18 protein-coding genes are annotated in these 19,956 nt (G+C 36.4%); 4 read left to right on the top strand and 14 right to left on the bottom strand.

Going from position 1 to position 19,956, the window contains the following annotated elements; translation table 11 throughout:
* Positions 1-37: 37 nt before the first annotated feature.
* Positions 38-2,998 (bottom strand): type IX secretion system periplasmic lipoprotein PorW/SprE, encoded by a 2,961-nt coding sequence (gene porW, locus A0F92_RS03005; protein WP_167516769.1) that lies wholly within the window; start codon positions 2,996-2,998, stop codon positions 38-40.
* Between the two features lie 103 nt (positions 2,999-3,101).
* On the opposite strand from porW, the gene A0F92_RS03000 reads away from it, so the two are divergent.
* The 4 genes from A0F92_RS03000 to A0F92_RS02985 are packed head-to-tail and all read left to right on the top strand — an operon-like array spanning position 3,102 to position 4,747.
* Positions 3,102-3,500 carry a hypothetical protein gene (locus A0F92_RS03000; RefSeq protein ID WP_068241623.1) on the top strand — a complete coding sequence of 133 codons (399 nt, stop codon included), beginning with the start codon at positions 3,102-3,104 and terminating at the stop codon, positions 3,498-3,500.
* On the top strand, positions 3,497-3,706 hold the full coding sequence (locus tag A0F92_RS02995; RefSeq protein ID WP_068241490.1) for a hypothetical protein: 210 nt from the start codon (positions 3,497-3,499) through the stop codon (positions 3,704-3,706). The genes A0F92_RS03000 and A0F92_RS02995 overlap by 4 nt, the downstream gene beginning before the upstream one ends.
* Before the next feature lies 1 nt (position 3,707).
* Positions 3,708-4,115, top strand: coding sequence for a hypothetical protein (locus tag A0F92_RS02990; protein ID WP_068241488.1), 408 nt, complete (start codon positions 3,708-3,710; stop codon positions 4,113-4,115).
* A gap of 2 nt (positions 4,116-4,117) precedes the next feature.
* Positions 4,118-4,747, top strand: a complete 630-nt coding sequence (locus A0F92_RS02985) for a SprT-like domain-containing protein (RefSeq protein ID WP_068241486.1) — start codon at positions 4,118-4,120, stop codon at positions 4,745-4,747.
* 52 nt (positions 4,748-4,799) lie between these two features.
* Here the strand turns inward: A0F92_RS02985 and sucC are convergent, their stop codons facing one another.
* From sucC to A0F92_RS02920, 13 genes are all read right to left on the bottom strand, one after another.
* Positions 4,800-6,011 (bottom strand): ADP-forming succinate--CoA ligase subunit beta, encoded by a 1,212-nt coding sequence (sucC, locus tag A0F92_RS02980; protein ID WP_068241485.1) that lies wholly within the window; start codon positions 6,009-6,011, stop codon positions 4,800-4,802.
* Between the two features lie 73 nt (positions 6,012-6,084).
* Entirely contained in the window at positions 6,085-6,600 is a 516-nt protein-coding gene (locus A0F92_RS02975) for a DinB family protein (protein ID WP_068241483.1), read from the bottom strand.
* A 29-nt stretch (positions 6,601-6,629) separates the two neighbouring features.
* Entirely contained in the window at positions 6,630-8,318 is a 1,689-nt protein-coding gene (locus A0F92_RS02970; protein ID WP_068241481.1) for a S8 family peptidase, read from the bottom strand.
* A 147-nt stretch (positions 8,319-8,465) separates the two neighbouring features.
* Positions 8,466-8,792, bottom strand: coding sequence for a cupin domain-containing protein (locus tag A0F92_RS02965; protein ID WP_068241480.1), 327 nt, complete (start codon positions 8,790-8,792; stop codon positions 8,466-8,468).
* A gap of 5 nt (positions 8,793-8,797) precedes the next feature.
* Positions 8,798-10,321: an L-piperidine-6-carboxylate dehydrogenase gene (gene amaB / locus A0F92_RS02960; protein WP_068241478.1), complete on the bottom strand. Its 1,524-nt coding sequence runs from the start codon at positions 10,319-10,321 to the stop codon at positions 8,798-8,800.
* Between the two features lie 195 nt (positions 10,322-10,516).
* Positions 10,517-11,209: a LytR/AlgR family response regulator transcription factor gene (locus tag A0F92_RS02955; RefSeq protein ID WP_167516768.1), complete on the bottom strand. Its 693-nt coding sequence runs from the start codon at positions 11,207-11,209 to the stop codon at positions 10,517-10,519.
* Between the two features lie 84 nt (positions 11,210-11,293).
* Positions 11,294-12,373, bottom strand: coding sequence for a sensor histidine kinase (locus A0F92_RS02950; RefSeq protein ID WP_167516767.1), 1,080 nt, complete (start codon positions 12,371-12,373; stop codon positions 11,294-11,296).
* 152 nt (positions 12,374-12,525) lie between these two features.
* Positions 12,526-13,341: a 3-methyl-2-oxobutanoate hydroxymethyltransferase gene (panB, locus tag A0F92_RS02945; RefSeq protein ID WP_068241472.1), complete on the bottom strand. Its 816-nt coding sequence runs from the start codon at positions 13,339-13,341 to the stop codon at positions 12,526-12,528.
* Between the two features lie 42 nt (positions 13,342-13,383).
* Positions 13,384-14,271, bottom strand: coding sequence for a Ppx/GppA phosphatase family protein (locus tag A0F92_RS02940; protein WP_068241470.1), 888 nt, complete (start codon positions 14,269-14,271; stop codon positions 13,384-13,386).
* The gene (ppk1, locus tag A0F92_RS02935) at positions 14,252-16,348 is read right to left on the bottom strand and encodes a polyphosphate kinase 1 (RefSeq protein WP_068241467.1); all 2,097 of its coding nucleotides are present in this window, start codon (positions 16,346-16,348) and stop codon (positions 14,252-14,254) included. Before ppk1 ends, A0F92_RS02940 begins: the two co-directional genes overlap by 20 nt.
* A gap of 117 nt (positions 16,349-16,465) precedes the next feature.
* Positions 16,466-18,214, bottom strand: a complete 1,749-nt coding sequence (locus tag A0F92_RS02930; protein ID WP_068241465.1) for a vWA domain-containing protein — start codon at positions 18,212-18,214, stop codon at positions 16,466-16,468.
* A 90-nt stretch (positions 18,215-18,304) separates the two neighbouring features.
* Positions 18,305-18,844 carry a hypoxanthine phosphoribosyltransferase gene (hpt, locus tag A0F92_RS02925; protein ID WP_068241463.1) on the bottom strand — a complete coding sequence of 180 codons (540 nt, stop codon included), beginning with the start codon at positions 18,842-18,844 and terminating at the stop codon, positions 18,305-18,307.
* 14 nt (positions 18,845-18,858) lie between these two features.
* Complete coding sequence (locus A0F92_RS02920; protein ID WP_068241461.1) at positions 18,859-19,953, bottom strand: glucosaminidase domain-containing protein; 1,095 nt, start codon at positions 19,951-19,953, stop codon at positions 18,859-18,861.
* Between the last annotated feature and the right edge of the window lie 3 nt (positions 19,954-19,956).

Below are 19,956 nucleotides of genomic sequence, written 5' to 3'. Positions count from 1 at the left end.
ACTAAGCATCTACGGCAGATGTTACCCTGCTAAGTAGTTAAAATTTCTCGGGTAAAGTGTTTTTCATAAACTGAATATAATCTGTAATATTGTTTTTAGTATGCAACAACTGTAAGTTTAAAGGACTAATCATACTAAAAACATATTTATCAGGTTTAAGCCAAGGTATTATTCTGCCGGTAGCCATTGGCTTGGTTTTGTCTAAATAATCAACTGCATCTCCGGCATTTTCAAATGGGCCAATTAGTACAATTGCGGTTGAATCATTTAATTTTTCTTCGGTAACTTTTAAATGAAGTGTATAAAATTTTTCTAAGTTAAAACGGTAAAATGCATTTCTGGCTTCACTGGCAAAAACGGGATCAACTTTATGTAATATTACCGCAATGTATTGCGAATCGGCCGGGTTGAATACATAATTGTTTACAGCCTGTATTACCGGATTGCTAACGGGTACCTGAACCAATGCAGTGGTATCTAATTGTTTATGGATTTGTGTTGATAAAGTATCTACTATTTTTTTAACAGGTATTTTTGCAATGGTGGGCGGGTGTAGGTCAATATTGCCCACAACATTGTCTTCATTTTTTTCAATCACCAAATTGGTTAAATAATTTTCAATTTCTTTTCTACGTTTTACTACGCTAATGAGGGTATTGGCCATTTCAACCATTGGCGACTGGGGAAACTGGTGTACCAATGCTTCCAAAGTTTGGATGGCAGTACTGTCATTTTTTTGTTTTACATCGTATACGGCCTGAATGTACATTAATTGCGGGCTCCAGTAATTTTTTCCAAATATTTTATCGGCCTGCTCTTTTTCCGCTAATGCCTGCTTAAAATTTCCTTCAATAAACAAATCATAAATATGTTCGTATTGTGCCGTTGCTTTGTCTTGAATGGTGGGTTTACCTGTATTCTTTATTTTTTCAGCATAGATGCCATTCGGGAAAGCAAGCATTAATTTTTTCCTTACTGAGTCTGATTTTGCCAATAAACCCAATTGGTTGTAACAGTATATCAGATTGAATAAAACGGGCTCTTCATATTTGTTTTCCGGATACAGTTTCATAAGGGTTTCATAAGCATCTACTGCGTCAGGATATTTCTCTAAATCGTTTTGGAAAGTTTGCGCATTTTTATATAAGTCGTCAATAATTGTATTATGTGCATCTCCAATTTGTTTTTCAGTAAGGGGAATATTATCTAACATGCCCTTTAAAGTTAAGGCATTGGCTGCATTGGTTTTAGCAGCCTCTGCGGTAGCATTGGCTGTTGTAGTTACATTATTATTGTTCAACTGCATGCTGTTGTTAATGGCAGATTGCCGTTGCCAGTTATCTACATTGGGCCGGTTACCCCATTTTTGTTTAAACTCTTTGTAACCTTGTGTTTTAAGTGCAGTATTGGCAAAATAAAAATCACTGGCACTATTTGTGGTGGTACTGCCAAATAAGCCACTGCTTGCTGCGTTTGTGGTGGAATTGGTACTGCCAAAATCAATTTCTTCCTTTTCATCTGCCAGGCCTTGCTCTTTGCGTAATCGGCGGTATAATTTTTTTACAGCAGCCAGCCGCGCCGCTTCATTCAAATTACTTAGTTGCAATAAACTATCCTGTAAATGGAGCGATGCCAGATTTTTCGTAATAATTTTTAAAGCTTTTTTTCGGGTAGTAATTTCATTTTGCCGGAAAGAATCTAACTGATTAACCTGCACACTATCATAATATAATGAAGCAAGCGGATATTGGCGGATATTGTAGGCTGTTGATGCCAGTAATAACACACTTTTTTGCTTTTGTGCTGGGTTGTTAACACTGAATACAATGCTTTTCAATAAATTATTGATACCTTCTTTAAAATGCTGTTGTTTAATTTCAAGCGAAGCTGCAGCATAATAAATAATATCTCGGTAATCAGCATATTTATCTCTTCTGGCCAATTGATACAATTGTTTCAAATTGTTTTGCAATGAATGATTGCCATTTGCAGTATCAGAAAGTGCCACAATATTCAGGCGGGCATACACTTCCAGATAGGGATCAATGGTATGATGGATGGCTTTTTCAAATGCCTGGATGGCGGGTTTGTTTTGATATGCCAATTGAAAAAGCTGGCCGGTTAAAAACTCCCATCTTGCCTGTTCCTGTTTATTGGAAGCTACTGAAACGGATTTGCTTAAATAGGTAGCAGCACTGTCGTGCATATTTTGTTTATAAAACAAATAAGCTTGCTGCAAAAACAAATCTTTTTCTAATCTTTTCGGAAAGAAAGGATCGGCTTTTAAAATAGCTATTAAACCGGTGGCTTTGTCTAATTGGTTGCTTTCTATATAATTTCTGATTTGCCAGATGAAGCTGTCGTTCCGGGTGGTTGGTTTTGTGATAATTTTTTTCAGCAGACTTCTGTTTTCATTGGTTGCAACGGTAAAAATACCTTGTTGGTTACTTACATTACTACCTATTGGAATATCATATCCATCATCTTTTGGTGCATATATGTAATTGATGTATTGGAAAACGGTTGCGGCAGAATCAAAATTTTGTCGTAGTAAATAAGCTTTGCCCAGCAACAAATAAAAATCATCTACCCAGTCAGATCTTAAATCATGTAACAGAATACCTGCATAACACTTGTAAATAATGGAATCAATATCCCGCTTATCTAAAGCAGTAACCGAAAGGCTGTAATTATAGAATGGCAGAAGTTTACTATAATCATCCGTATGCATTTGTTGTGCCAGTTCAATAATATGGCTTAATTTATTGTTGGCATTAAAAAAATAGTTGTAATGGCTTACCATATCCTGATAAGTACGCTTTACAAATCCTATTTTTTTTTCGCCTGTTTTTTCAGAAGCCAGTTGCCGATCCTGGTATTGAGCGGGTTTTTCTTTATCTAAATTAATGGTAGTATTGGGTTGTCCCAATACCTTGGGCTGGTAAAACAGCAGGGCAGGGAAGAAAAGAAACCACATCAAAAAATACTTCTGCTTCATAGGCATAATTCAACACAAATCTAAACTGTTTAAAAGTACAGGTATTTTCTAACAAATGTGGCAAAACAGCCCTTGTTATGTACCTTTAACCTTATTTTGTAGCATGGCAAAACAAACTTTTGAAACCAACACTTTTAAACGATTAAGAAATCAGTACCGGCTTGTATTAATTAATGATGATACTTATGAAGAGCTGGTAACTTTTAAATTATCACGTTTAAGTGTATATGTTGTTTTTAGTACTGCATTTGTTTTATTGATTAGTTTAACGGTAGCGCTGATTGTTTTTACCCCGCTAAAATATTACATTCCCGGTTATGGTTCAAGGGAAAGCAGAACAGAATTACAACTTTTGCAAATGCGTACCGATTCATTAGAGAAATCTATTCAATATAAAGATCAGTATTTAGAAAATCTGAAAAAAGTGCTTTCGGGTAATATGCCTGCACAGAAAGATACCGCCAGTTTAATGATTCCTAAACAAGAGTTAATTAAAGAATGAGCAGGCTTCCCAATAATAAAAAACTATTATTGCAATATGCCGCACTTACCGGCGAATTGATGATTGCCATTGCTATTGCAGTGTATTTGGGTTGGTGGATGGATGTAAAATTTTCATTTGCTTTCCCTTTATTGGTGTGGCTATTGCCTTTAATTGTTATTATTACCCTGATTATAAAAGTTATTAAAGACACAAATAAGAAATAGTATGCAACAACAAAACCCCGTATCATTCTCCAAAAGTATTTTGCCTCTATTTTTTTTATTTGTATTGGTGAATAGTTTGCTGATTTTCTTTAGAAAATTGATGTATACGCATCAAATAGATGTATGGGTTATATTTGCTGCGAATTGTATTTTATTTGTAATCAGCATATTAAGTCTTGCCTTGCATTTACAGGCTTCGCATAAAAAAACACCCTTGGCATCGGTAGGTAATGTAATGCTGGTTACCCTTATGAAATTATTGGTGTTGGGAGGTGCAGCTATTTTATATTTGGTATTAGCCGGCCCAAACAGAAGTGTTTATGCGGTTTTTGTGGGTATGGTTTTGTATTTGGTGTATACTTTTTTAGAAGTATCTATTGCGGCTAAAATTAATGGAAATAACAAATAGATATGGCTGTTACGCAACATCCAATGCATATACTGGCGGAGTTCTTACCCGAAGGCTGTTTTGAACCTGTTGTAGATTATTTAAACCACTATAAAGTGCATTTAACCATTACCCGAAAACGAAAATCGGTATTGGGCGATTACAGGCATGCATCGCAACACAGAAATCATTCCATTACTATTAATGGAAATTTGAATAAATATGAGTTTTTGATAACACTTTTACATGAATTGGCGCATTTACTTACATTTGAAGCGTTTGGCCATAGGGTAGAGCCACATGGTAAAGAATGGAAACAATTTTACAGCAAGTTATTGCTTCGCTTTACTGAACAGCAGGTATTTCCCGAAGATATTGCGTTGGCATTACAGAAAAGCATTCGCAATCCTTCAGCTACTGCAAATGGCGAAACAGAATTGCTGATTGTATTACGAAAATATAACACAGTTTCAACAACAGATGTGTTGCTGTTGGCGCATGTGCCGGAGGGTGCAGTTTTTATTACTGAAAATGGCCGGTTATTTAAAAAGGGGCATAAACGAAGAAAGCGATATGAATGTGTGGAAGTGCAATCAGGATTAAGGTATGCTTTCAGCGCTATTTGTGAAGTGAAATTGTATGCAGCACAATAAAAAAACGTTAGACAGCAAAACCATCCAACGTTTACAATAATTTGAAATATATTTATGCAACTGCTTTTTTTACCAAAGCAGCAGCTTCGCTTAATTCAATGGCAGATTGAACTTTCAGTCCGCTTTCATCAATTAATTTTTTGGCTTCTGTAGCATTGGTTCCCTGTAAGCGAACAATAATGGGAATATGAATATTGCCTAATTTGTTATAAGCCTCAATTACTCCGGCAGCAACCCGATCACAGCGAACAATGCCACCAAAAATATTGATAAGAATGGCTTTTACATTGGGATCTTTCATGATGATTTTGAACCCAGCCTCAACGGTTTGGGCATTGGCAGTTCCACCTACATCTAAAAAGTTGGCAGGTTCACCACCGCTTAATTTTATCATATCCATGGTAGCCATCGCCAATCCAGCCCCGTTTACCATGCAACCAACGTTGCCATCTAATTTTACAAAATTTAAGTTGTATTGGCCGGCTTCTACTTCTGTAGGATCTTCTTCTGTAATGTCGCGTAAGGCTGCTAAATCTGAATGGCGCATTAAAGCATTATCATCCAAATTCATTTTACAATCTACCGCAATTATTTTATCATCGCTGGTTTTGAAGAGTGGATTAATTTCTAGCATGGAACATTCCAATCCCACATATGCATTGTATAAATTGGTTACAAATTTTACGCAATTTTTAAATGCTTCGCCGGTTAAACCAAAATTGAAGGCAATTTTTCTGGCCTGAAAAGGAAGCAATCCACCGGAAGGATGCACCCATTCTTTAAATATTTTTTCCGGAGTTTTGTGGGCTACTTCTTCAATATCAACACCGCCTTCGGTGCTATACATAATTACATTTTGGCCTTTTGTACGATCTAATAAAACCGATAAATAAAATTCCTTTACAGGATTGGGGCCCGGATAGTAAACATCTTGGGCAACAAAAATTTTATTCACTTTTTTCCCAAAAGGTCCTGTTTGTATGGTAACCAATGTACCACCTAAAATATTTTTGGCAATATTGGTAATATCTTCTGCACTTTTGGCAACGGCAACTCCTCTTTGCTCAGAGCCTACAATTTTTCCTTTTCCGCGACCGCCGGCATGTATTTGCGCTTTAACAACCGCAAAATTGTTATTGGTTTGTGTTTTAATTTGTCTGTATGCTTCTTCAGCAGCCATTACTGTATCTACCGCCATACCGTCTTGAACGGGTACATTGTATTTTTTCAATAATTCTTTCGCCTGAAATTCATGTAAATTCATACGTAGCTATTTAGGATGCGAAGATAAGGTTTTTGTAATGCTTATACGGGTGTTTATGGTATTAAAAAAAGCTTTACTGCAAGTATTTTTCTTCTAAAACCCGCTGGTGATGCAGCAAATGCCCAAAGATGATAAAGCCGATGGCATTTACTGTTATGGGATAATTATTAGCAGTTCCCGATAATGAGAGCGTTGGTTCTGGCAGTGATTGCAAAAAACAATCGGTAGATTGCCTGAGTGCAATAAATTCATCCAACAAATTTTTTAAACTTCTGTTATTGGCTATCGCTCTTTCAGCGTACCATTGCTCATCAAAGCCGGGTAAATTTTTGTTGTCTGATCTTGCAAAGGTGAGCATGCGATACGCCATAATACGTTCTGTATCGATAATATGTTGCAGGATGTCTTTCGGTGTCCATTTGCCAGGAGCATAAATAAAATTTTCTTTCTCCTTCGGAATACCTGAAAAGAACTGAATGATGGAATGGCTGAATGTTGTAACCAGTTCTTTCAGGTTATTGCAACCTGCTGTTTGTTGAATATAATCTTCATAATAAGAAGGATATTCTCGGGGGAGTGGTCTGCTCATATACGATGATTGTAGGGTGAATAATATCTTTATTTCAGTTGCGTAGCGGTTTTTTTATCGGCACTCGATTTTTCTGCAGCCCATTTCCTTCCCAAATCTTCTGCTTGTTTTACTGCATGGGCAGCATTGATAATACCCCCACTTTTTGAAAGAGCTGCAAAAGGAATGGTTTGTTGTGTTCCGGGCTTAAAGTCGGCTAGTGTGCTATCAGGATGCAGAACAGAAGCCATGATAATTTGTTTTACTTCTACTGCAGTTAAATTCGGAAAATAAGATCGAATCATTGCAGCAAGACCAGTTACAATAGGAGCTGCCATGCTGGTTCCCCGTAAATTGCCGTATTCATTTTTTTTGGGTAAGGTGGAATATATTTTTACACCCGGGGCAAATACATCTACTTCTTTGTCTCCATAGTTACTAAAATCTGCAGCCATACCCTGACCCATTGACGGGTCGTTGCTGGCGCCTACTGTAATAAAATTATTGGCTGTACTGTTTTGAAATAGAAAATGAGGATTGGGATAATTTTCTTTTGTATCTATATCTGCCGATTCATTCCCGGCAGCATGCACAATTAAAACATCTTTTTGTTCGGCATATTTTACGGCACTATCTACCCAATATTTCTGGGGCGAATAAGATTTCCCAAAACTCATATTGATTACTTTGGCTCCATTATTTACAGCATAAAAAATGCCTAAGGCAATGTCTTTATCGTATTCATCCCCATCGGGAACAACTCTTACCATCATTACTTTTACATTGTCTGCAACGCCATCCATACCAATGCCATTGTTGCGCTGTGCAGCAATAATGCCGGTTACATGCGTGCCATGCATGGGGTCGGGGCCCATTACATCTGCATTGCCATAATATTTATCCTGAATATTGTTATAATTGTCTTGAACTATTTTGCTGCGGTAATTAATGGGTGGTGTATCTTTTTCATTGAGTGCATCCTGTTTTCCTTCAATATAATCGTTTAATTCGCTGATTACTGCTGTATTCTTTTCATCGGGATCAATTCCTACCATTTTCATTAAAGTAAGATACCCGAATTTGGCTTTTTTCCCTTCAGGCGTAGTAGGTTCAAAGCTTTCTAACTGGGCACAATTGTATACTTTAGTGCCCATTTCTTTTTGTATTAAAGAATCGTGTTTTTTGATAGAGTTCAGGGTGAAGTTTAAAAAAGCAATTTCCATTTGATCGTCGTTGCTTTTATTCATTTCATCGGCTGCCATTTTCCAAATTCGGTATTCGTATTTGTCTTTTTGACTGAATTGGGTAGTGTCAATATTCTTACCTGAAAATTGATTTTTAAACTGATAAAATACTCTGGATCGTTCATCTCCGGCTTTTTTTAAATTTTCTCCATTTTTATTCCCTAGAAAATTCCATCCATATACATCGTCTACATATCCATTGTGGTCGTCATCAATGCCATTGCCAGGAATTTCTTTGGGGTTATGCCATAAAATGCCTTTCAGGTCTTCATGGGTGGTATCTACACCAGAATCTAAAACAGCTACAATAACGGGCGTTGATTTGATGTGATTAGCTTTCAGGTATTGATAAGCTTCATTTAAACTAATGCCATAGTATTTGTCTTTAGTTGCATCCATCAAATGCCAGCCTTTAGGTACATCGCCCATTTGTGCGGGGGCTGTGAAACTGATAAAAATAGATACAAATAAAACGAGGCAATAACGTTTGTTCATTGGGGTGCATTTTAAGCGATACAGTAGAAATAAAAGGCAGTAATTTGATTACAATTGGGTAACTACCATTAGCAAATGTCTGATTATCCCTGCAAAAAGGGCAACAGTACAATGCGATTTAGCTAAATGTTAAGTAAAAAGCTGCATTTACAGTTTTTTATAATCTTCTCTTTCTGGATAAAATACATCCAGTAAGCTACAATCGGTAATGGCTAAACCGGCATGTGGTACATTAGGTGGAACGACCATTACTTCGCCCGGCTGTAAGGTATATTCAATTCCATCAACAGTTAGTTGAAAAGTACCTTGTAATACATGTGCAATTTGCTGGTGCGGATGGTGGTGCAGGCCTAATTTACTACCGGCAGTAACCTGTAAATACGAAAATGTATTGGTTCCGGTATGTATGAACTGTGCTTTATAACCCGGAACAATTTCTTTAACAGGTAGTTCGGCTACATGAATAAGTGGCATAATTATTATAATTCAAAAGTAATGCCCTGTGCTAAAGGCAAATGGGTTCCCCAGTTAATGGTATTGGTTTGTCGGCGCATATAGGCTTTCCAGGCATCGCTTCCGCTTTCTCTGCCACTTCCGGTTTCTTTTTCTCCACCAAAAGCCCCGCCTATTTCAGCACCACTGGTACCAATATTTACATTGGCTATGCCGCAATCGCTGCCGGCATATGATAAAAAGGCTTCAGCTTCACGCAGGTTTAAAGTCATGATCGCAGAAGATAAGCCCTGTGGTACGTTGTTTTGTATAGCAATGGCATCTTCTAAATTGGTATAAGGCATGATGTACAAAATAGGAGCAAAGGTTTCCTGTTGAACGATGGGCATACCGGGTTGTACCTCGGCTACACAGGGTTTTACATAACAACCACTTTCGTATCCAGTACCTTCTACAACACCTCCGGGCACTGCAAATTTTCCGCCTTGTTGTATACATTGGTCAATAGCATGTAAATAATGTTGTACGGCAGCTTTGTCAATTAAGGGTCCTACATGATTTTCGGGTTGCAATGGATTGCCAATTTTAAGTTGCTGGTAAGCTGCAACAAGTTTGGCTTTAAATGTTTCATATACCGATTCGTGAATAATTAATCTACGCGTTGTTGTGCAACGTTGGCCGGCTGTGCCAACGGCGCCGAAAAGGCAGCCGCGTAAAGCCATATCTAAATCTGCGTGTTGCGAAATAATAATGGCATTATTGCCTCCTAATTCAAGAATTGATTTTCCGAGCCTTGCTGCTATGGCTGTACTCAAAGCTTTTCCCATTCTGGTAGAGCCTGTGGCACTGATTAAAGGAATTCTGGTATCATGGCTCATCCATTCTCCAACAGTTTTATCACCTTGTATCAAACAACTTACGCCTTCTGGTACATGATTTTTTGCAAAAACTTCAGCTACTATTTTTTGAACGGCAATGCTGCAAAGCGGTGTTTTTTCACTTGGTTTCCAAATGCAAACATTTCCACATACCCAGGCAATGGCGGTATTCCAACTCCATACAGCCACCGGGAAATTAAAAGAGGAAATAATTCCCACCACACCCAGCGGATGCCATTGTTCGTACATACGGTGGTTAGGCCGTTCACTGTGCATGGTTAAGCCATATAACTGGCGTGATAAGCCAATGGCAAAATCGCAGATATCAATCATTTCCTGCACTTCACCCAAGCCCTCCTGCAGACTTTTTCCCATTTCATAACTCACTAATTTGCCTAAATTTTCTTTATTCAATCTTATTGCATCACCAATTTGGCGAACTACATCGCCTCTTTTAGGTGCCGGCCAGTTACGCCAAATTTTAAATGCTGCAGCGGCTTTATGCACAACAGCTTCATAAGCTTCTTTGTCGGTGCTAATTACAGCAGCAATTGAAGCGCCATTAACAGGTGTAAAGCTTTCTATTTCAGCACCATAACTTTTTATCCATTCTGAACCGGTCGATGTACCCGGATTGGTTTTTTCTATATGCAGCAATCTGATAAAGTCCATGATAAATATTTAAGGACTGCAAGGTAAGATAAATGTAAAAATAAAAAAGGTATTGCCCGGATTGTGATCAATCAGCAATACCTTTTCAATGTAACCCTGCATGAAAATAAAACAGTTTGAAACAAATGTAAAATTCGAAGCAACTTTAATAAATTTATAATTTGATAGGTGAATGGGAAGAAAATATCGGAGAACTTATTGTAGCTGACGGCTCAATAATAAATCATATACATCTGAATAGCTACTGCCAATGGGTATTTCTTTACCGGCTACAAAAATTTTATTTTTATTGAATTTGTCAACTTTGCTAATGGGTACAATATAGGAGCGATGTACCCTCACAAATTCTTTGTCTGGAAGTTTTTCCTGCATACTTTTTAAGGTCATTAAAGTTAATACAGGGTAGGGTTTTATGTGAATTTTGATGTAATCATCCAATGCTTCAATTAATTCAATATCCTTCAAATTAATTTTCATCATTTCATAATTCACCTTTACATAAATAGAATTTAATTGTAGTTCCTGAGAAGATAAAAATTCCTGATATTCTTTTGCTTTGTAAGCTGCTTTTAAAAAGCGATTATAATCAAAGGGCTTTAATAAATAATCAATTGCATCTACATTAAACCCTTCTACAGCAAAATCTTTATAGGCGGTGGTAAAAATTACCAATGGCTTATTGGTTAAATTTTTATATAACTGCAATCCGTTGATATCGGGCATTTGAATATCCAAAAACAACAAATCCATTTTATTTTCTGACAAATATTGTAGAGCATCATTCGGATTGGTAAAAATGTTTTCTAACTGTAGGAATGGTATTTTTTCGCAGTATTGAGAAATAATTTGGAGTGCCAGGGGTTCATCATCGATAGCAATACATTTCATATGCATATATTTTTGATGTTGAATATTGTATTTTCAAATGAAAATTTAATTGTTTTAAACTATGGTTAGATAGCTAAAAAATGTTTAAACAACCTGCACGAGTGTTAATTCTACACTAAATATATTTTTTTCATTTTTTATTTTCAACTCATGTTTGGCCGGATAAAGTAAGGTAAGTCTTCTTTCCACATTTTTTATTCCAATTCCTGTTGTTTCTGTTAGCGAATTACCTGCATTAGAAACAATGGAATTTTTGACAGAAAAAATAATAGTATTGTTCTGAATGGCAATATTAATATGAATAAATGACGGCTCAATTGTGCTTACCCCATATTTAAATGCATTTTCTACAAATGGAATAAAAATAAGGGGGGCAACACGTTGATTACTGATATTGCCATTTACTGTAAAGGTTAATGCTACACTCTGTGTAAGTCTGACTTTCTGCAAATCAATATAATCGTTCAAAAAATCAATTTCATTTTGCAGAGGTACCCAATCGTTTTTAGTTTCGGCTAAAATATAACGCATTATGGCCGAAAGTTTTAATATGGCAGAAGGTGTTTGATCGCTTCCGGTAATGGATAATGAATAAATATTGTTGAGTGTATTAAAAAAGAAATGGGGATTGATTTGTGATTTGAGAAACGAAAGTTCTGTTTGCAACATCTCTTTCTCAATTTTTTCTTTGGTACGCTCTACCTTTAGCCATTGCTGCAGTACAGAAATGCTGGTACCTACAGCAAATACTAATAAAAAAACAGCATAACTTCCCGGAAAATACCTGCTGGATCTTCTTTTGGGAATAGATGGGGCCGGAGTGGAATTTTTATCACCTACTCCCTTTTGTTGTATATTAAAATTAAGAGAGTCAGCTTTTTTTAAATCCCTTCTAAGCTCAGTTCTGATTTTTGTTTCAGTGGTATTGTTCATCCACAATGCTAACTGCCGTGGCAGATTTAAAAATCCGTATAAACAAATAGCAATGAGTAATATGTAAATAATCCATTGCTTTTTAAAAAGTAGTTTGGGTATAAACAACAAGGTGTTTAAATAATAAAATACCAGCAAAAAAAGGTTGATGGTGATAAACAGTGTAATGATATAACGACTAACTTGTTGGGGAATATCTTTTGGCTGCGGAGCAAAAATATAGGGAAGCATGAAAAATGAAATCCATGCAACAATATGTATTAGAACAATAATGAATTTTTTTGAACCCGTTTGCATACAGTTGGTTGCTTTATATAAAGCTAATCAGTAGTTTCAGTCTGTTCATTTTTTTCGGGTGAAATATTCAATCTGTCGGTAAAAATTTAATAAGACTCATTTTTGTTTGGAAAATCATTGGTTTTTATATCCTGAATATATTGCTGAACTGCCTGTGTAATTTGCTCATGTAAATTGAGGTACTGCCTTAAGAAACGTGGTTTAAATTCTGTATTAATGCCCAGCATATCGTGCATTACCAATACCTGCCCATCGCAGTGAGGGCCTGCACCAATGCCAATGGTAGGAATTTGAACAGATTGTGTTACTGTTTTGGCTAATTGGGCCGGTATTTTTTCTAATACAATGCCAAAACAACCAGCCTGTTGCAATAGCAATACATCATTTTTCAGTTTTTCTGCTTCTTCATTTTGAGTAGCCCTAACTGCATAGGTGCCAAACTGGTAAATGCTTTGCGGGGTTAAACCTAAATGCCCCATTACCGGAATACCTGCTTTTACAATTCTTTGAATACTTTCAAGCACTTCTTCACCGCCTTCTAATTTTATGGCATGGGCGCCGGTTTCTTTCATAATTCTAATGGCTGAAGCCAAAGCAATATCACTATTAGACTGGTAGGTTCCAAAAGGAAGATCTACCACAACCAACGAACGGCGCACTGCCCTGATAACGGAGGCTGCATGATAAATCATTTGGTCAAGTGTTATAGGCAATGTAGTTTCATGACCGGCCATTACATTGCTGGCACTGTCGCCTACCAATATTACATCTATTCCTGCTGCATCAAAAATGCCTGCAAATGAATAATCGTAAGCAGTAAGCATGGATATTTTTTCTCCACCGGATTTCATTTTTTGTAAAGTGTGGGTGGTTATTTTTTTTATTTCTTTTTGAAGCGACATGATGATTGATTTTTTCTATTTTACAGAAACAAGAACATGTATTTATTTTGAAGCCTGTGTAAGCTCTTCATATAAACTTTGAATTAATCCATCGGCCAATCCAATTTTGGGAACATAAATTTCATTAATGCCTCCCCAGCGCATTACATTGGTGTAGATCTGTAGAGCCGGAACAATTACGTCTGCGCGGTCTTCGCGTAGTTTATATATTCTGATTCTTTCTTCCAGGCTTACATTTGATAATTCTTTGTAATAATCTTTCAGTAAGTCTATTGATAATGGCTTCCCTTCTTTCTTTTTGCTTAGTGAGAATATTTTATTAATATTACCACCACTACCAATGGCTATAATTGGTAAAGCTGATTTGGTATTGGTCTTCAGGTGTTCTTTCATTTCTAACCAGGTATTATCTGCCACCAGTCCTTTTAATAAACGGATGGTGCCGATATTGAAAGATTCCTTGTACTTTAATTTTCCTTCTGCAAAAAATGTAAGTTCAGTGCTGCCGCCGCCAACATCAATATACAGGTAAGCGTGCTGTGTGTCTAAATTTTCGGCAATATGGTTTTCAAATATCATGGTAGCCTCCTCATCACCGGTAAGTATTTTAATTTCAATTCCGGTTTCCAACTTTACTTTTCTAATGATATCGCTGCTGTTTTTAGAATCACGCATGGCGCTGGTAGCACAGGCTTTTACGTGCTGTACCTCATAAACATTGAGCAAATGGCTGTAAGCCTTCATCGTTTGTAAAATCATTCCGCGTTTGTGTTTTGAAATCTCAGCATTTTCAAAGACATCAAAACCCAAACGCAAAGGCACCCGCACTAAATTTACTTTGTTAAATTGAACTTTTTCTTTGTATTCAATAACATCTGCTATTAATAGCCTTGCTGCATTACTGCCAATATCAATTGCTGCTAATCTCAATTTGTTGTTGTGTTTTTTTATACAGGTAAAAATAGGTTTCTATTTGAGAACGGATTTGTTTTTTCCCTGAATGGGGAACATAATTATTGGATAATTCACTGTCTAATATCCGTGCTTTTACATTGTCTGAAAGTTGAATGTTGATGATATCAATAATTTCCTGCCGAAGTTTTACATTCAATACGGGTATTGCCGCTTCTACACGATGGTCTAAATTTCTTACCATCCAGTCTGCTGATGATATATATATTTTAGGATTGCCCTCATTTTGAAATATCATTACTCTGGCATGTTCTAAATATTCATCTACAATACTGATGGCGCTTGCATTTTTACGCATTTTACCAAAATCCATTTGTGCACAGAATATTCCTCTTACTATTAGTTGAATGGGTACACCTGCGGCAGCTGCATCGTACAATTTTTCAATGAGTGGGGCATCACTTAACGAATTTAGTTTTAGTGTAATGCCTGCTTTTTTACCTGCTTTGGCATTTTTAATTTCTTTATTAATAAGGGCATTAATTTCGTTGCGCATATTGGTAGGGCATACCATTAATGTTTTACACAATTTTAAATTGCCGGTACCCAGTTTCCAAAATTCCAGGTACCTGAAAATACGGTTAATATCTGCCATTACATTTCTGTTGGTAGTAAATAAGCATATATCACCATACACTTTGGCGGTATCTTCATTCAAATTGCCGGTGCTTACAAACCCATATTGTATAATTTTATGTTTTACTCTTTTTTTGATGATGCATAATTTGGCATGTATTTTCATGCGTGGAACGCCTAACAGTACTTTGATTCCTTCTTCTTCTTCCAATACTTTTTTCCATTCTAAGTTAGCCTCTTCATCAAATCGTGCTTTTAATTCCAGCATTACTACCACTTCTTTTCCGTTGCGGGCTGCATTGATGAGTGCATTAATGATTTTAGATGTTGGTGCCAGTCTGTAGGCAGTTACTTTTATTGATTTTACATCCGGATCAATAGCAGCTTCCCGCAATAAATCGATTACTGCGTTAAATGAGTGATAGGGAAAATGCAACATTAAATCCTGCTTTAGAATAACATCTGTAATACGTTGTGCATGCTGCAAATCAGGATGTGTAAAGGGTTTCCGGCGTTCGGTAGTGTGATGAAATACATCCGGGAAATCCATAAAATGCCTGAAATTATGGATTCGACCACCAGGTATAATATTACTTTTTCTGTTGAGGTTCAGGCGTCTAATCAGATATTCTAATAATCCGGCATCCATTTCTTTATCATACACAAATCTTACGGGCTTGCCCTTGCGTCGGTTTTTTAAACCTTTTTCAATTTTTTCAACAAATGTGGTAGATACATCATTGTCAATATCTATCTCAGCATCTTTGGTAACTTTAAATACATGTGCACTAAAATAGTCATATTCAAAATATGAAAAAATATTCGGCAAATTAGCCCGAATCACATCTTCCAATAACATAATGTGACTTTCTCCCTCTTTTGAGGGCAGTAAAACAAAACGCCCTACTGCTTTTGCAGGTATTTCAATTAACGCATATTTTTGCTGATAAGCCGAATTTTTTTTTCGCATAACTACCCCGAGGTAAATGCTTTTATCACGCAGATAGGGCATTTGCGGCAAACTTTCAATCATTAAAGGAATTACATTTACCCGAACGGTATTATCGAAATAATTTTTAACAAAAGCCAATTCTTCTTTTGTTAAATGAGATTCATCTACCAAAAAAATTTTTTCTCTTTTTAATTCTTCCAGAATTGCGTCCCATATTCGGTTAAACTCATTTTGTTGTTGCAATACAATGGTGTGTATTTCATCCAAAATTTTTTGTGGATGATCTTCCATGTGCATATTGAGTAACTTGCGTTTGGCACTAAATTCTACCATTCTTTTTAAAGTGGCCACCCTTACTCTGAAAAACTCATCTGTATTGTTTGAAAATATACCTAAAAAACGGATACGTTGTTTTAATGAAACGGTAGGGTCGTTAGCTTCCTGTAATACACGTGCATTGAAACTTAACCAGCTAATATCTCTTTGAATGAATTTTTTCTTCGACATGGATGAACGGATAGTTTATTCAAAGATACAGAAGCCTGTTTTTCTTTAAAGGTTTCTTCTATATTGTTACCCTTCCATTTAAAAAATAACTGAATACCTTTTAATGCTTGCAAATCGCTATCTTTTTTTGCGATAATTATAAATATTATTTGCTTTTTGCATTAACTGCAAAAGTTCTTGCTCTGAAGTATTGGCAGGATTAATAGCAGTTTGTGCCAAATTAATGGTATCTTGAAAAGTATAGTTTTTTACAAATTTCGATTGCCTGAGTAATGAACCAAACATCACAATAGAAGTAGCTAATTTTATTTGCGGAGGCGCATCATTAAATGCAATAGGGTGGTAGGGTAATTGAAAGCTTTGCGTAATTTTTTGAGTATGTTTAGGCAATTGAAAGGTTAGGTTTAAAGAGCCTGCTAATGTTTCAGTTGTATGAAAGGTTTCTGCAGGTACAATTTCAAACACTGCCATCATGTTATGCCCACTGCCCACTTCGCCACCTTCTAATAAACTGGTGGTATCAACAATTGCCGATTTTTTATTATCGAAGCCAATTAATCTGTATTTCTTAATTACAGCCGGATTAAATTGTATATTGGTATACGCATTTACTGCCACCGCATACATGGTTTTGGTAAATTCTTTTATTAGAATTTTTTCGGCTTCGTGTATATTGTCTATGTAAGCAAAATTGCCATTGCCTTTTTTGGCTAAAACTTCCAGTTTGCTGTCTTTATAATTGCCCATGCCAACACCGAGGCAGGTTAAAAATATGCCCGATTGTTTTTGAAAAGAAACTAAGTTCTCCAATTCCTGTTCGGTGGTTTGACCTACATTAAAATCGCCGTCAGTAGCTAATATAATTCGGTTATTACCATTGGGTATAAAACTGGTTTTAGCAATGCTGTAAGCGGTTCTGATAGCGTTTTCGCCGGGTGTATCGCCATCGGCATACAATGAATCAATAATATTATTGATTTTTTGCTTGTTATTGCCTGAGGTGGTTGATAATGCAACATGAACGCCTCCGCCATAAGTAACAATTGACACTTTATCTTCTGCTCTTAGATTTTCTATCAATAACTTAAAAGCCGATTGCAGTAAGGGCAACTTGGTGGGGTGGTCCATTGAGCCTGATACATCAATTAATAAAACTAAGTTGTTGGGTGGAATGTTATCCAGATTAATTTTAGGTGCCTGCAATTGAACAAACAATAAAAAATTTTTATCATTCCAGGGGCAGCCGGTTATGGTAGATGCTGCACTAAAACTACTGCTGTCTTTGGGTTTAGGAAAATTGGTTCCTCTTAAATCAAAGTAATTCAACATTTCTTCAATACGAACGGCATTTGATGGAACATACATGCCATTATTGATAAAACGGCGGATATTACTGTAGGAAGCTTTATCAATATTTAGTGAAAAACCTGTTTCAGGATATAGCTTGGCATTTACAAACTGATTTTCTATTAATGAACTGTAGCTTTCGCCTAAAGTAGAAAAATAAGATTCGCCGTTATCTTCCAGATTGATGGTTCTGGAACTCAATTTATTGGCATAAAGACTGGCCGTTTCAGGCAGCATTTTCAGTATAATTTCATTAAATACTTTTGTATTTACTTCCTTTTTATACACTTCATATCCATCATAAAAAACGGTAATGGTATCTTGCGGATAAGGGCATAATATGCCAAATGCACCAAAATTACCACTGTAAAATGGCATATTTCCTTTTGAAGCTAAAAGTATTTTAGCCCTTTCTAATTGCCTTCCTTTTTCATCTTTTATTTCGCCACGTAAAAAATATTGGCTAAATGAAGGAATGGCAAAGTATAAAAACAGACATACCGGCAGGCAATGCTTCATGAGTTGTTGGTGAATAGGAATCTTAAAGATAAAAGATTCTTATCATTCCAAATAAAATTAATGATTTGCTTCTATTAAAAATAGGCAGAACTATTCCTCTAACTGATAAATAGCGCCCAGATTTCTGCCAAAACCATCATAATCTAACCCATAACCTACCACAAACTTGTTGGGAATGGAGAAGCAGCAATAATTTACGGGAACCGGAAATGCTGTGGCTTCGGGTTTGTGCAATAACACTGCAATTTCTAAAGAGGCAGGTTGCTGGTTATAAATTTGGGGTAAAAAACTATGAAGGGTTTTTCCGGTATCAATAATATCTTCCAGTATAATGACATGCCGGTTGGTGATGGAAACATCCAGACCAATTGAAGTGATAACATTGCCGGTTGATTTGGTGCCTTTGTAGGAGGCTAATTTAATAAAACAAATTTCTGCCTCAATGGGTAATGCTTTAAATACATCTGCAGCAAACATAAAAGCCCCATTTAAAATGCAAATAAAAAGGGGTTTTTTATCCTGATAATTGGAAGCCAATTGCTCAGCCAATGCTATCACTTTTGTATGAATGGCAGCTGCGTCTATAAAAGGTACAAAATGTTTGTCTAATACCTGAATTGTATTGGCCATGTGCATTGAATTATTTAGCGAGATGTAGTACTGCTGTTTTCAGGAGCAATAGTAGTATATTTTGGAGATGCCGGTGCCAGAAAGCGCAAATAAATTTTTTCGCCCGGTAGTGGCTGCATATTTTTTTGCAATTTGTTGAATTGAAGCAGGTTTTCCATTCTAACGCCTTCCTGTTGACAGATATTGTATAAAGTTTCTGTATTTTTTACAATATGAAAATCTTTATCGCCCTTCTTCATTTTCTTCTCTAAAAAAATGAGTTGACCGGCTTGCAGAATATTTTCATCTTCCAAATCATTGTACTCTAATAAGCGGCTTAAGTTAATTTGATACTGATTGGCAATGGATAATAAGGCTGTGCCTTTTTTTGCATAGACAACTTTCAGGTGATTGATGGTAAATATTCCTTCGGGATAAACCGTTTCAGGTTCAGCAATTGATTTGGTATTGGCAAATGCAACCGGGGTGTTGGTTTGCATAACAGCTTTTGCAGGGGAAGCTGCCGGCTCGGGTGTGGTGGGCATTGTAGCTTTCACTTCTTTATCATTATTGAATGTGGCAGTACTTTGTTGGGCAAAATTGGCCTTTTGTTCTTTTCCTTTTGTCAGTGCCATTACACTGTATTCGTTCAAATTATAACGGTTAATCAGCTCAATTAATCGTTGGGCATAATCTTTCTCAGTAGCATAGCCGGCTTTTTTTAAGCCATAAGCCCAATTGGTATAATCGGTTGGGTTTAATGCAAACAAGCTTTGATAATTAGGTCTTGTTTTTAAAAAATTGGAATGGTCTTGAAAAGAGGCGGCAGCATTTGGATAGCTTCTGAAACATTCGTGTCTGGTATCATCATTATGAAAAACCCGATCGCCGGTCCAGTCGTTTTTACATTTAATACCAAAATGGTTGTTCGATTTTTTGCAAAGGTCACTCTCTCCATTCGATGATTCTAAAATGCCCTGAGCCAGCGTAATAGCAGCCGGTACACCGGTTCTAATCATTTCCTGCATGGCAATATCTTTATATTGGTTAATATATGCCAGGGTTTTATCCGATTGTGCAATGGCTGTATGGAGCCCAAAAAACAAAAATAAACAACTCAAAAACTTCATTTT

The sequence above is a fragment of the Hydrotalea flava genome, from assembly GCF_001623405.1.
In the GTDB taxonomy this organism is placed as follows: Bacteria; Bacteroidota; Bacteroidia; order Chitinophagales; family Chitinophagaceae; genus Hydrotalea; species Hydrotalea flava.
The sequence above is the reverse complement of the archived record's forward strand: the minus strand, read 5'-3'. Positions and strand labels throughout refer to the sequence as shown.